The sequence below is a fragment of the Vampirovibrio chlorellavorus genome (genome assembly GCF_003149375.1).
Taxonomy (GTDB): domain Bacteria; phylum Cyanobacteriota; class Vampirovibrionia; order Vampirovibrionales; family Vampirovibrionaceae; genus Vampirovibrio; species Vampirovibrio chlorellavorus_B.
Genome location: NZ_QFWH01000008.1, coordinates 162,212 through 175,986 on the forward strand (window position 1 = coordinate 162,212; position 13,775 = coordinate 175,986).

Consider the following 13,775-nt stretch of genomic DNA (forward strand, 5'->3'; position numbering starts at 1 on the left):
GGGCACCAGCTTCATTGATTGATGAACAGGCGAGTTTGGGCGCACGCTTTTCTGTTGGCATGCGTTTTAGGGATGGTTTCTGGATTGATCGATAATGGAGTGAGGTGGTGAACATCAATTTGATATCATAAAACCGGGCTGGGCTCCAGGATTGCTCTTTGCCTTGGGCGATGGGCACATTTTTGAGGACCGGTGTTTTCTTACACTGTAGCTAACGGTCAAACGAAACTCTGAATCAACCGCACCCATCAACTGTAGAATGGTACTTTTTTATTTCCTGTTTTTTAACTTTACCCGATGGATTGAAAGTAGTATTGAACAATGACCCATGTTGCGTTTTCCTTACCCGGCTGGTTTGATTACAGCGCCACGTTTTTGTTTGCCATGGCCGGAACCTTGTTGGCCCTGCGCAAGGGGTACGACATCGTGGGCGTGTTTACGGTGGCTTTTGCCGGTTCCGTGGGGGGCGGTCTGATTCGGGATGGCGTGTTTTTGCAGCAGGGCCCTCCGGCGATTACCACCAACGGCAATTACCTCATACTCATCGTCCTGGGCGCCTTGGTGGGGGTGCTGTTTCAGCGACGGGTGCCCCGTTTGCAACTATTGATTGAAATGGTGGACGCCCTGTGTCTGGGGGCTTATGCGGTGGTGGGCTGCAATAAGGCGCTTTTGGCCGGATTGGCCTGGCCAGCCGTGGTGCTGGTGGGGGTAGTCAATGCCGTGGGTGGTGGGATTCTGCGGGATATCCTCATCCGGGAAGAGCCCCTGATTTTCAAGCCGGGACAGTTTTATGTGGCGGTGGCCCTGGTGGGTTGCCTGACTTTTGTGTTGCTTAGCCGGTTTGTCAGTTGGATTGGTCACTTTGAGGCGGGTTTAATCAGCATTGCCGTCACTTTTACCTTGCGGGCCCTGGCCATGCGGTACAACTGGCAAACCCCCAGCCTGACAATCCCAGAGGCTACTCAGTCTCAGGGGTCCTGATCAAATTCATAATTATTGTTTTCAATTATTAAAACAATAACAATATTTCAGGCGAACTCTTTTTCATGCAGTTACAGGTTTTATAAATCTGGTATCTCACGAGTGGGACATCGATACACGTGGGGGTTGTGGGTTAGGAAAACAGGCGTTGATGAAAACGCTAAGTGGAATGGGGGTATACCATGGGAATTTCTTCTATATTCAATGCGGCACGGCGATCATCGTATGCCAAAAGCAGTTACAAAACTGCTGGAGGCTTTGGGTCAAAGGGTGCGCCCCATCAACCAAAAGGCGGGGTTTTTGGTACGCGGGGCGGTGTATCTGTGAACCCGGGACCAGCGGGTCTCGGCGCTTCATTACGAGGATTGGGTGGTAGACTTTTCACCAGGGTCCAGTCGGGATTGAGTTCTTTAGGACGTCTGGGGAGTAGACTGTTCAACCCCGGCTTGCAGGGCTACCATAAGCCGCAGTCGGCTGGAGATTGGGCGAGTCAATTTACGGGGCATTCTTACACATTTCCTGGCAAGCAGCACTATAAGCCCAGGCCAAACCCCTCTGGAGATGGTGATTGGGCCAGTCAATTCACCAGACCTCAGGCGAATCCTTATTCATCCGCAGGCAAACCGCATGGGGCTAAGCCACAAGGGGCTCAGCAAAGGCCGCAATCAGGTCCTAAGCCTCAAGCCCAAGGCGCTCAGCAAAGGCCGCAATCAGGTCCTAAGCCTCAGGCTCAAGGCGCTCAGCAAAGGCCGCAATCAGGTCCTAAGCCTCAGGCTCAAGGCGCGCATCAAGAACAGCATTCCGGTGGTAGTCGCCCATATAGCTTTATGACAGAAAATGCAAATAAGCGGAAAGATGCTCTGAATACATTGGGTATGGGGCACCTGAATCTGGAAAACATGTCTCCCGCAGACAAAGCAGCCCTTCGTAAATCTTACTTGCAGTGGTCAAGGAAAAATCACCCCGATAAAGGGGGAGACACGGCCTTGTTCCAGAGCGTCAGCGGCGCATTGGATACCTATATTAAATAAATTACAGCTACAATCATTGAGTTTAAGCAGGGCCTTTAGGCCCTGCTCAAGCGTTTCCGCCACTGAGCAGGCTAACCACCAAACGGCGTGAAGTGGGGCTGAACGCCTCAGTCTTTAAGGCTGGATAGACCGTGCCGCCGGATGCCCCTTCCACGGTTTGCCCTAGATCGCTTTGCACAAAGCGCACCCCTTGGGCCATATGCTCTTGGGCCATAGTCTGAATGCTGACGTTCAGGGCGTTCAGGGCTTGCAAATTATCCGGGGCGATTTCAGCCACCCGGATGGCATCGCCCAAGGGCGCTTGCAGGTCTTTCAGCCGCAAGCCCACAAAGCGCAGGTTGACGTTCCGAAAAGCCGGTTCCCACGCCGAAGCCAGCTTGAGTGCCGTGGCTGTTCCGGTCAACAAGCCACCCCCGCCAATGGGAGCGATAACGACCACCTCTTCATAGGGGTGCTGGCCCAGTAAATGACCAATTTGGGCCAAGAGTTCCAAGCCAAGGGTACCTTGACCGGCCACTACCCAAGGGTCGTTGTACGGATCGAGGTAAGCCTCATCCTGCCCCTGGTTGGCCATGGCCCAGGTGCGGGCTTCATCAAAGGTATCCCCTTTACATAATAAATCGGCCTGAACACCGTTGGCATTCAGACCGTCTATCGCTTTACGCAGCTTTTCGAGTTTAAGGACGGCGGTGTTACCGGGTACCACCAACCGTACCACCTGCGGAAGAAGAAGTTCCGCAGCCTTCAGCACTCCCAGGGCATGGTTGCCGGTGGATACGGTGAGAAAGCACTTGACCTGCTGGCTCTCCAGGGCTTTGGCCATGCCCACCAGGGCGCCTCTTAACTTATAGGCCCGGGTGGCGGTCTGATCCTCTCGCTTGTAGTACAAGTGTGGCAGCAAGGTGGAGGGGCTCAGGGCGGTCAGGGGAGCCTGCGGCTCCCGGGCGTTGGCCAGCGCCGGGTTGAATCGGGCCATCAATCGCAGGTGATCCCGGTGGCGATCCAGTATGCGGCTAGCCTCCAGAATTTGGGTATAGCGATGCACCAGCGGCAGATAAGACTGAATGGATAACCCCGCCGGAAAGCCCGGCAGCCTAATTCGACCGTCCGCATCAATGGCCGGAATGGGGCTGGCCGCTTGATGGCTGGGGTCGAATTTCAGGTAGGCGTTCGGGCTTTCCAACATGGGTCTATCTCGCTCTCTGTCTAGTTTTTATCCCGGTTGACCAGCTTATTGCCAGACAACCAGCTCATCATGCCACGGAGTTTACGGCCTGCCACTTCCAGCGGATGCTGGCGATCGGCTTCCACCCGTTTTTTCAATTCGGGCATGCCGCTGCGGTATTCTTCCATCCATTCACGGGCAAACTCGCCGGATTGGATTTCGGTCAGGATCTGCTTCATGGCCACTTTGGTATCGGCGGTAATCACCCGAGGTCCCCGGCTGACATCGCCGTAACGGGCCGTATCGCTGATGGAGTAGCGCATATCCTCCAGACCGCCTTCATACATTAAATCCACGATCAACTTGAGTTCGTGCAGACATTCAAAGTAGGCCAGCTCCGGGGGGTATCCCGCTTCGGTCAAGGTCTCAAACCCGGCTTTCACCAGGGCGGCGGCCCCACCACACAGCACGGCTTGCTCCCCGAAGAGATCGGTTTCTGTTTCATCTTTAAAGGTGGTTTCAATGACCCCGGCCCGACCGGAACCCAAGCAGGCCGCGTAACCCAGGGCCAATTCACGGGCTTCCCCGGTGGCATCCTGATGCACGGCAAACAGGGACGGCACCCCACGATCCCGCTGGTACTCAGAACGCACCAGATGACCGGGGCTTTTGGGGGCGATCAGGAACACGTCCACATCGGCGGGTGGCACGATTTCGTTGTAATGGATGCTGAACCCGTGGCTGAACACCAACGCCTGACCGGGCCTGAGTTTGCCTTCAAAGTATTGTTTGTAGACGGGGCCGTGTTGCACATCGGGAATCAGGAACATGATCAAATCAGCCCACTCGGCGGCTTGTTCCAGAGAAATGGCTTCCAGACCGGCTTCTTTAACTTTGGCTTCGGTGGCGCTGCCAGAACGCAAGGCGATTTTTACAGTGGCCCCGGACTCTTTCAGGTTTAAACTCTGTCCGTAGCCTTGGCTGCCAAAGCCCACCACGGCCACTTTTTTAGCCAGCAGTTTACTGCGGTCGATGTCTTTGTCGTAAAAAATATTCAGGGTTTGGGGGGCGTTAAGCGTTGTGGGCATGGGCCATTCTCCTTTGGGGCTGATCTTGAATCATATCGGACACGAACAGGGGGGTAATGTTAGACACTTCAGCGCTGTTCTTCGCTTCGGCGGCCGGTTGAAGGGTGTGCGCTTTCAGCACATACACTTGCTTTTGCAGGAATTTGACCAGTTTTTCGATGGTCTTTTCATCCTGCGCTTCAAAGGTCAGTAGAATTTCCAGTTGATTGTTGTCGCACAAGGCGGAAGCCATCCGTTGGGGGATGATGCCCCGATGGGTCAGGGCGCCCAGCACCCGATCCAGTGCCCCCAGGCGGTTTTGGGTCAAGCAGTATAAGTGCTGCGAGTCGCAAGACTGGTTGGGATCAGTCATTTCAGAACCTCTTACATTATGGGTAGGTGATAATTGCATACTTGAATCTCTTATTTTTTAATTCTCTTTATTTTTTAATCTCTTATTTTTTGTCATTCCCGCGCAGGCGGGAATCCAGTAAGGGTCTATCTTTTTCAGCGATTTGTCGTTCATTTTTTGTCTTTTCTGCTTTTTTTAGTGTTCTGTTGTTTCTGGATTCCCGCCTGCGCGGGAATGACAGAGAATGTTTGTGGGTCTTTGCTTTACGGTCTTGTGATTTCTTGGGCCTTATTTTTCTAGCTGTATTCCTTTGGCGTTATTCTTCGGTGAGCATGTCCTCATTGGCCCCGCCTGCGGGCACCCACGGATAAACATCCGCTTTTTCCCGCACCCGGAAATCAATCAACACCGGGCGATCGGTAATGGCGTAGGCTTGCCGGATCACGGTGTCCACATCTTCCATACGCTCCACCACAAAGCCCGCACAGCCGTATGCTTCGGCCAGCTTCACGTAATCGGGAGAGGTCATTCTGGATTGAGAAGGACGATTCCAGGTTTTGTCCTGCCACTGGCGAACCATGCCCAGATAGCCGTTGTTGATGATGGCCACTTTGACGGCCAACCCGTGATCGCGGGCCGTGGCCAGCTCTTGGAGGGTCATTTGGAAGCTACCATCCCCGGCGATATCAATAACCGTTTTATCGGGAAAAGCCGCTTGCACCCCAATGGCCGCTGGAAAGCCAAAGCCCATGGTGCCCAATCCGCCGGAGCTGATAAAGCTGCGAGGGCGATCCAGGTTGAAGCGCTGGGCGGCCCACATCTGGTGCTGGCCCACTTCGGTGGTCACAAAGGCGTCTTTGGGCAAGTGGTGGAAAATGCGATCCAGCACGTATTGCGGGGTCAACACGCCATCCAGCGTTGGCTGATTCTTGCGGCGGGTTTTCCAGCTCTGGATGGTTCTGAACCAGTGGGAACGGGTATCCAGAGCCTCCCAATAGGGCGTCAGAACTTCCGTTTTGGCCAGCAGTTGCTGAAAGATGTTTTTAATATCCCCTTGCACCGGCAAAAAGGCGTCCACGTTTTTTTGCAAGGTGCAGGGATCCAGATCGATATGCACGATTTTGGCGTTGCGGGCAAAGCGATCGGGCTTGCCGGTTTGCCGTTCGCCCAGCCGGTTGCCAGCGATGATTAACAGATCGGCGTTGGCAATGGCGATGTTGGCCCAATACTGGCCGTGCATGCCGCAAAAGCCCAAAAACTGGGGATGGCTGGTGGGAAAACCGCCCAGCCCCATCAGGGAGTTGGCCACCGGCAAATGAAAGCGCTCGGCGAAGGTTTGAATTTCGGCATGGGCCCCGGCGTTGATCACCCCACCCCCGGCCAGTAACACCGGTTGCTTAGCCTCTTGTAGCAGGGCCAAAACGGTATCCAGATCCGCATCCGTAAATGATTCTTCTACCGTGTAACCGGGCAGATCAATGCTGGCTGCTGCGTAGTCAAATTCAGCGGTGGCCAGCAGCACATCTTTGGGGATGTCCACCAGCACCGGGCCCGGACGACCCGTGGTGGCCACATGGAAGGCTTCCTTGATGGCTTGCGCCAAATCTTCTGCCCGCCGCACGATGATGTTGTGCTTGGTCACCGGGCGGGTGATGCCCACAATGTCAGCTTCCTGAAAGGCATCGTTCCCAAGCAGGGAGGAGGGCACATTGCCGGTAAAGGCCACAATGGGCACGGAATCGTAGTAGGCATCCGCCAAGCCGGTGACCAAATTGGTGGCCCCCGGGCCGGAGGTGGCGATGGCCACACCGGGTTTACCGGTGGCTCGGGCATAGCCTTCCGCCATGTGGACAGCCCCTTGTTCGTGGCGCACCAAAATGTGGTTCAGGCTGGGAAATTCGGGCAACGCTTCGTAAATGGAGAGGATAACCCCGCCGGGCATGCCAAACAGGGTGTCTACCCCTTCGGCCACTAGGCAACTCAGGAAAATCTCCGCCCCGGTCAAGACGCTACGGTTTAGGTTGGTTTCGGGAGCAGTGGCATTGCTCCATTCCAGTCTTTCACTAGGCGCGGCCATAACACCCTCCTTGCAGGGTAATTCGGCTTTGGGTGTTGGCGGCGGTGGCCGCGTTCAGGGCGAACACGACCACCCGGCTAAGGCATACCACAGTGGGTGGTGTGCCCAGGAGCAGTACGACCACACGGTTCAGCAGCTTGGACAGGGCTTGGCACTTGCTGAAAGTCTGGGTGGTCATTGGGGCGACTCCTTTTTTGTGTTGACTAAATAAAGTGGAATAAGAGGAAGTTGGTTTTTAAAGCAAAACCGCCGGTCCCTGGGGCCCGGCGGTCTGTTGAATCTGTTGCTCTCTCGTTCTGAACAGGATTCAAATCCCACCGGCAGGGCCGCTGAGAATGACTACGAGAATAATGACTACGCTGTTCAGAATGTTCATAAGAACGAAAGAAAATTCCGTACTCAATAAGTGCCAAAGCCAAAAAAGAACGAGTCAGTTTTACACTTTGGTAGGTGTAATTATAACACATAGCTCAGGAAAAACAATGCCAGAAAAATAATCGGTTCCGTTTATTTTGCCTTGTTTCTCGCGTTGCGGCCCGCGCGGGAATGACAAATCGTGCGACCGGAAATCACTCCGAGCTTTTTTATGGTGGGGATATCGACAAGGGCGATCTTCGGGATGATATCGGGCAAGAGATTGGCGAATGAAAACCGGATGTGTACAATAAGGACAGCGTTTTGAGGCGAGGGCGGCTTGGTTTGGCTTAACCCGGATATTGTCGGGATCGGTTTTCTGTTTGGGAGCCAGTTCAAGTCAATGTCCACAGATTTTCAGGCCGTTCGCCCGGATAATTTTTGAAAGCGTGAATTCTGGAAGTGGATCTTAGAAAAGGATAGAGAGAGCGCAGATGCCGAATTTTTCACCACCGGTGCCAGGGAGATCCCAGAGAGGCCCGAATGAGCCTGGACTGGCCCTGATGCACCCGGGCGACAGTGGTAACGCCGTGCGGGTCATTCAAACCCGTTTGGCCCAGTTGGGTTTTCATCAGGGGGCCATTGACGGAACCTATGGGGCCATTACCCAGAAGGCCGTGGCTGCTTTCCAGCGTTCGCAAGGGCTTTACCCCACGGGGCTGGTGGATCATCAAACCTTGCGGGCCTTGGGGTACGAGGTCGATCCCGCCGCTCCCCCGCCTACCCAGATGAATCCTTCCATTGAAGCGGTGGCCAAGTTATTCCCCGACGCGCCCGTGAACAACATTCGCAATTATCTGCCTCTGGTGCTGCGGGCGCTGGCCGAGCGGGGCTTGGGCGATAAGTCCATGGTCCTGATGGCCTTGGCGACTATTCGGGCGGAAACGGCCAGTTTTGCCCCTATTAGCGAGTACCAGTCCAAGTACAACACCGCCCCGGGTGGAAAACCTTACGCTTTGTACGATTTTCGATCGGATTTGGGCAACAACGCAGCGGGCGACGGCGATCGCTATAAAGGGCGCGGCTTTATCCAACTGACCGGTAAAAGCAATTACGCCACCTACTCCCAAAAGCTGGGCTTGGGCGATTTGTTGCTGCGCCAGCCGGATGCGGCCAATGATCCGGTCATTGCCGCCCGTGTTTTGGCCGCTTTTTTGAAGGACAAGGAAGGCACCATTCGTTCCGCTTTGGCCAAGGGCGACTTGAAAACCGCCCGAAAGTCAGTCAATGGAGGCACTCATGGTCTGGACGTATTCACGTTGACCTTCCAAAAAGGGGCCAAGATGTCAAATCTGGCCTACGCTTGATTGCATGCCTCAAAGCCGAAAGGGCCTTTTCTGGGCGAAGGGGCTTCTGCTCTGTGCTTTTGTTCTGATGGGTTATTAACGGCTAGGGCAGAATCACCAGCACCATAAAGGGATCGTACAGAACCAGGGCATGTTCGGCCAGGGCCAGCTTGATGTCCTCATTGCTTAAGGATTCAGGATGCTCATCCAGCGAGGCCAACGCTTCAAACACGTTGTGCTGTCGCAGCAGGTGCAGGGTTTTTTCCTCGTTTTCGTTGCGAGGCTCGTACTGACGAAGCTGCTCCAGGGTGGCCTCGGCGATATCGCCACTGATGTTGTGCAAAATCTCCAGCATGCAATGGGCTTCCAGACGCAAGGAGGGTTTGCGCTGGGTGGGACGAATCTGCTCGTGCTTGTGGTCGTCAACGGCGTCTACCGTGTCGATTCCGTGGATGGTTTCCATATCCGGGTGAGAAGGGCCGGACTTGAAGAACACGATGGGGGCCGAGCCGTAAATGGAGGGGTTCCACAGCAGGCTGGTTAAAACCCGCAGGGCCTCCGGGGTGACCAGCCCGTTGTTGGGTGCGGCGATTTTTTCCAGCACCTTGGACACGGTGGTGGTTTGCAAAAAGCGCAGAGCCTCTAGCTGGCGGCCTCTCAGGCCACTGGCAATGGCGGACATGGTCATCAAGGCATCGAAAGGCAGGCCGGTTTGGCCGGGCTTGATGAGCAGTTGCAAGGTTTCCAGTAAGTCCTGGGTTTGCAGTTGCCCAAACCGTGCCGTCGGAGCGCCCACCAGTGGGCGGGGCGCTGCAGGCGCTTGCAGCGGAGAGCCTTGCAGGTAGTTGAGATCCTCGTTTGAGAGCCGCAGGGAGTCCTTGGCCAGTTGGGCGGCCAGTTTGACATCCTGGGCGCTCAGGCTGTTCTTCACGCCGTCCATGCTGGAGATACGTTGAAACACCTGGGGGTTCTTGCGCATAAACAGCACAAAGTCTTTCTCTTCCTGGCTCAGCTGAGACAGGGGCAGTGCTTTTAGCTGCTCAAAGGTCAGGGTTCTCAGGCGAAAACGCTGAATCAGGTTCAAAATGGCCCGGGTGCTGATGTCCAGCCGGTTGCTTTCGGAGCGGACCGGAAGGCTGGCAGGGTTTTCAACAGTGGGTTTTTCGATCGGCGAAGGGCGTAACTCCGGGGTGGTATTGGTTTTTTCCAATGCCGAAGCCGCCGCCTTGAAGAGTCGAGACTTTTCAAAGGGGTTGATGGTGTTATCGGGTCTATCGATGGGTGACATCGGCATGATGTAAAAAAACCTCTGCGGTACAAATGCTGTTGTGAAATGACGAAGCGAAGATGCTTTGTTCCTGACGGCTCTAATTTAATAAAAACCAATCAAGAGAAAATATTGTATGAAACTCACGTGCATATTGTAGCGCTTCCAATTTTTTTTGTCATTTTTTTGGCCGATGATTAGTGTTATTTTAGGGACCTCCACCCAGATCAGCGCTTCCTTCGGTTACTTCCCCCTAGAAACGAGGCCAACCCATGCCGCCCGCGAACCTGAACCCTCCCACGCTTTCTGTCCCCGCACTGATTGAAGCCCTGGGGCTCGTGGCCCACGATGAAGGGGGGTATTTTCGGCAACTGTACCAGTCGGACTGGACGGTGCCGACCGACCGGGAGGGTGGGGCCCGCTATGGGCTGAACACCATATATTACCTGCTCACCGCGGACAGTCCAAAGGGGCATTTGCACCGCAATCAATCGGATATCGTCCACTTTTTCCACGCCGGGAGTCCCCTCACTTATTTTCTGCTCAGCCCTGAGGGTCAACTCAGTAAGGTGGTGATGGGCCCCGATCCTGCTCAGGGACAGGTGTTTCAGATGACGGTGCCCGGCGGCTACTGGAAGGCTTCACTTCTGGCTTCGGGAGACTTTGGCTTGATCAGCGAAGCGGTCTGTCCTGGCTTTGACTATCGGGATCGGGAATTGGCCACACCGGCCACGGTGCGGGGGGCGTTTCCCCAACATTGGGGAGCCCTGGCCCCCTATGTCCTGGATCATGCCAGAGATACAGTGTGCGGCCAGACAGCTTCTGGCCAGATGGATTCCCGGGAGGCCGGTTAGAAAGCACACGGCTTTCAGGCGGTGGTGGTTTTTATTTCCCGCGTTCGTTTATACTGGGCTCGGTTGCCATGCTTTCTTAAGCCACGGTTTGAGCGCATTTCAATTTTGCTTTTATTTATCTTTTATCTGTCAGGAAGGATTTGATTGATGTCCCCCCACGATTTGAGACACAAAAGCCGTCACGTGATGGATGGGCCTGCCCGCGCCCCGCACCGGGCCTTTTATCGGGCCATGGGGCTCAAGGACGAGGACTTCAAAAAGCCGCTGGTGGGCATTGCCACCACCTGGAATGAAGTGACCCCCTGCAATATCACCCTGCGGGATCAGGCCGCCCATATTAAGCGCGGCGTGGACGCCAACGGCGGCATTTCCCGGGAATTTAACACCATTGCCGTGAGTGACGGCATCGCCATGGGGCATGAAGGCATGAAGGCTTCTCTGGTCAGTCGTGAGGCCATTGCCGATTCCATTGAGCTGGTGATGCACGCCCACCAGTATGACGCTCTGGTCGGTGTGGCCGGTTGCGATAAGTCTTTGCCCGGCATTTTGATGAGTATGGCTCGCCTGAATGTGCCGTCTTTGTTCCTGTACGGCGGTACCATTATGCCCGGTCGGCTGGGGGGCAAGGATTTGACCATTGTGGACGTCTACGAGGCTGTGGGCGCCTTTGCTACGGGTAAGATCACGGAAAAAGAACTCTACGATATCGAATGCTCCGCCTGCCCGGGGGCCGGTTCCTGCGGAGGGCAATTCACCGCCAACACCATGGCCTGTGTGGCCGAGGCCATGGGCATGGCCCTGCCCGGTAGCAATGGGTATCCGGCCCTGGATCCCGGGCGGGTGACGGTCAACGAGCAGTGCGGCGAGGCTATTATGCGCCTGCTTCAAGAAAACCTTCGTCCCAGTGATATTATGACCCGCAAGGCCTTTGAGAACGCCATCCGGGTGGTGGCGGCCACGGGGGGCTCAACCAACGCCTGTCTGCACCTGCCCGCCATTGCTCATGAGTTGGGCATTGACCTGCCCTTGAGTTTGATTGACCGGATCTTCAATGAAACCCCCACGCTGGCTGATCTTAAGCCGGGCGGCAAGTACGTGATGAACGATCTGTTCCGCATCGGGGGGATTCCCGTCCTGTTGAAAGCCCTGCTGGACGCTGGCTTGCTGCACGGAGACTGCCTGACTGTCACCGGGAAAACCATGGCCGAGAACCTGAAGGATGTGACCTTGCCCACCGATCAGGATGTGGTCTATCCGGGCACCTGCCCCATCAGTCCGACCGGCGGCCTGAAGATTCTCTATGGTAATCTGGCCACTGAAGGGGCTGTGGTCAAAGTGGCCGGTCTGAGCCGTCGGGTTCACCGGGGGCCTGCCAAGGTGTTTGATGGTGAGGAAGCGGCCTTTGCGGCCATTCAGCGTCAGGAAATCAGGGCCGGGGATACGGTGGTCATCCGCTATGAAGGCCCCAAGGGTGGCCCCGGTATGCGGGAAATGCTTTCGGTGACCGCGGCCCTCTATGGTCAGGATTTGGGGCAGGATGTGGCCCTGATTACCGATGGCCGGTTCAGCGGCGGCACCCGTGGCCTATGTGTGGGGCACGTTGGGCCAGAAGCCTTTGTGGGCGGCCCTATTGCCTTGCTGCAAGATGGCGATATGATTGCAGTGAATGCTGAGACCGGCGTGTTATCCGTGGATTTGTGCGACGCGGAACTGGCCGCCCGGAAAACCCGGTGGCAAGCGCCCGTGCCCAATTATGGCAAAGGGGTGTTGTGGAAATACGCCCAGCAAGTGGGCTCTGCCGCCACGGGCGCCGTGACGCATCCCGGTGGACTGGGGGCGGAGAAGGCCCTTAGCCCGGTGTAACTGCTGAATTTTCCCGGATTTAAAAGCTCGATCTTCAAGTAAAGGAAGGTCGGGCTTTTTGTTGAAACAATGCCTGAAAAGAGCGTCGTTTTCGTTTACACCCTGTTTCGTTCTAAAGCGCAGTGACGGGGTTTTCTTTGAACAATTTTGGTTTGTCCCGGTAGATTTTGAAAATATATTCCCACGGCTGGGTGATAGAACCTGACTTTAGCCTCCTGAGGGGGCGATTTCTTCTGTTAGCTCAGTATCAACTTCGTCCAAGTACTCTTTGTAGAAACTCAGAATTACTTACATAACAAACAAAGAGCGCATTTCGGTGTTTGTTTTTGACAGGCGTCCGAAAATTAGGGCTAGTGGAGTGTAGAGATTTTCCTTTAAAATTAAAAGTAGGAGAATCTCAAAATGAAGAAGAGTACCCTGAAGGGCATCCATATCTCTACGTGCTAAAGCACCAGAGCTCTGGACAGTTTTACCGAAGAGCAGATCGTCAAAGCCCTGCAAGAGCAAGAGATTCGGGATAAAACCATTGTGGCAATCAGCCGTGAGCTGGGGATAGTGCAAGCAACGTTTCACAAGTGGAAGCAGAAATACGGCGGTTTGAACGTTAATGAAGCCAGGCGTTTGAAAGAGCTGGAAACAGAGAACAGCCGTTTAAAGAGAATGGTGGCTGACCTCATGCTGGAAAACGAGGCTGTGAAAGACGTTTTAAAAAAGCTCTAAGGCCCAGAGTGCGCAGAACGGTGGTAGGAATGCTTCAACCCAAGGGGCTCTCCTTCCGCCGCTCCTGCGGTTTAGCGGGGATGAGCAGAAATGCTGCTCAATACCAGCCTAGCGAGAAAGACAAGCCCTTAGTGACCAGAATGAAGGAACTGGCCACCGAGCATTTTCGCTACGGTTACCTGCGCATCTGGGCCTTGCTGAGAAGAGAAGGCTGGATCGTGAATGTCAAAAGAATCTGGAGACTCTGGAAAATGGCAAAATTGCAGGTGCCAAAGAGAAAACCCAAAAGAAGACGCCTGGGGCAGAGCCCTGAAGTCGTCCCGCACCAGGCAATGGCTCCCAATCATGTCTGGTCATTGGATTTCGTGGCTGACCGGCTGGGCCATGGGGGGCGGCTGAGAATGCTGACAGTGGTGGACGAGTTTACCCGGGAATGCCTGACTATTCGGGTGGAACGTTCTCTGAAAGCTAAAGATGTGCAGGAAACCTTGGCTCAAGTGGCCAAAGAACGAGGCTATCCTTGCTACCTCAGGAGCGACAATGGCTCGGAATTTATTGAGAAATCCCTGCAAAAGTGGCTGAAAGAGAAAGGCATTGATTCTATTTTCATTGACCCAGGCTCTCCTTGGCAGAACGGAAAGTGCGAAAGTTTTAACGGTAAATTGAGGACTGAATGTCTCAATGCCACTTGGTTCAGG

The 13,775-nt window shown here is 54.8% G+C and carries 13 protein-coding genes; 7 read left to right on the top strand and 6 right to left on the bottom strand.

Annotated features, from left to right (window positions below):
• The first annotated feature begins 321 nt into the window (after window positions 1-321).
• Window positions 322-981 (top strand): trimeric intracellular cation channel family protein, encoded by a 660-nt coding sequence (locus DF283_RS11270; protein WP_303674973.1) that lies wholly within the window; start codon window positions 322-324, stop codon window positions 979-981.
• A 627-nt stretch (window positions 982-1,608) separates the two neighbouring features.
• Window positions 1,609-1,812, top strand: coding sequence for a hypothetical protein (locus tag DF283_RS11275; protein ID WP_303674974.1), 204 nt, complete (start codon window positions 1,609-1,611; stop codon window positions 1,810-1,812).
• A gap of 246 nt (window positions 1,813-2,058) precedes the next feature.
• Here DF283_RS11275 and DF283_RS11280 read toward each other — a convergent pair whose 3' ends face one another.
• The 5 genes from DF283_RS11280 to DF283_RS11300 form a co-directional block, all read right to left on the bottom strand.
• Entirely contained in the window at window positions 2,059-3,198 is a 1,140-nt protein-coding gene (locus DF283_RS11280; RefSeq protein ID WP_303674975.1) for a pyridoxal-phosphate dependent enzyme, read from the bottom strand.
• A 20-nt stretch (window positions 3,199-3,218) separates the two neighbouring features.
• Window positions 3,219-4,235, bottom strand: coding sequence for a ketol-acid reductoisomerase (ilvC, locus tag DF283_RS11285; RefSeq protein WP_443083017.1), 1,017 nt, complete (start codon window positions 4,233-4,235; stop codon window positions 3,219-3,221).
• Between the two features lie 13 nt (window positions 4,236-4,248).
• The gene (locus DF283_RS11290) at window positions 4,249-4,617 is read right to left on the bottom strand and encodes a hypothetical protein (protein ID WP_303674977.1); all 369 of its coding nucleotides are present in this window, start codon (window positions 4,615-4,617) and stop codon (window positions 4,249-4,251) included.
• Between the two features lie 295 nt (window positions 4,618-4,912).
• Window positions 4,913-6,673 carry a biosynthetic-type acetolactate synthase large subunit gene (gene ilvB, locus DF283_RS11295; RefSeq protein WP_303674978.1) on the bottom strand — a complete coding sequence of 587 codons (1,761 nt, stop codon included), beginning with the start codon at window positions 6,671-6,673 and terminating at the stop codon, window positions 4,913-4,915.
• Complete coding sequence (locus tag DF283_RS11300) at window positions 6,660-6,851, bottom strand: hypothetical protein (RefSeq protein ID WP_303674979.1); 192 nt, start codon at window positions 6,849-6,851, stop codon at window positions 6,660-6,662. Before DF283_RS11300 ends, ilvB begins: the two co-directional genes overlap by 14 nt.
• A gap of 670 nt (window positions 6,852-7,521) precedes the next feature.
• Between DF283_RS11300 and DF283_RS11305 the strand changes: the two genes are divergently transcribed.
• Window positions 7,522-8,394 (top strand): peptidoglycan-binding protein, encoded by an 873-nt coding sequence (locus DF283_RS11305; RefSeq protein ID WP_303674980.1) that lies wholly within the window; start codon window positions 7,522-7,524, stop codon window positions 8,392-8,394.
• A gap of 82 nt (window positions 8,395-8,476) precedes the next feature.
• Here the strand turns inward: DF283_RS11305 and DF283_RS11310 are convergent, their stop codons facing one another.
• Window positions 8,477-9,667: a hypothetical protein gene (locus tag DF283_RS11310; RefSeq protein WP_303674981.1), complete on the bottom strand. Its 1,191-nt coding sequence runs from the start codon at window positions 9,665-9,667 to the stop codon at window positions 8,477-8,479.
• 245 nt (window positions 9,668-9,912) lie between these two features.
• Between DF283_RS11310 and DF283_RS11315 the strand changes: the two genes are divergently transcribed.
• From DF283_RS11315 to DF283_RS11330, 4 genes are all read left to right on the top strand, one after another.
• Window positions 9,913-10,494 carry a cupin domain-containing protein gene (locus DF283_RS11315; protein ID WP_303674982.1) on the top strand — a complete coding sequence of 194 codons (582 nt, stop codon included), beginning with the start codon at window positions 9,913-9,915 and terminating at the stop codon, window positions 10,492-10,494.
• A 147-nt stretch (window positions 10,495-10,641) separates the two neighbouring features.
• A complete protein-coding gene (gene ilvD / locus DF283_RS11320; RefSeq protein WP_303674983.1) occupies window positions 10,642-12,357 on the top strand; it encodes a dihydroxy-acid dehydratase in 1,716 nt (571 codons plus the stop codon).
• 459 nt (window positions 12,358-12,816) lie between these two features.
• Window positions 12,817-13,077 (top strand): transposase, encoded by a 261-nt coding sequence (locus DF283_RS11325; protein WP_303674986.1) that lies wholly within the window; start codon window positions 12,817-12,819, stop codon window positions 13,075-13,077.
• Between the two features lie 29 nt (window positions 13,078-13,106).
• Window positions 13,107-13,775: IS3 family transposase (locus tag DF283_RS11330; protein WP_303674984.1), on the top strand; the 669-nt coding region annotated here is incomplete at its 3' end.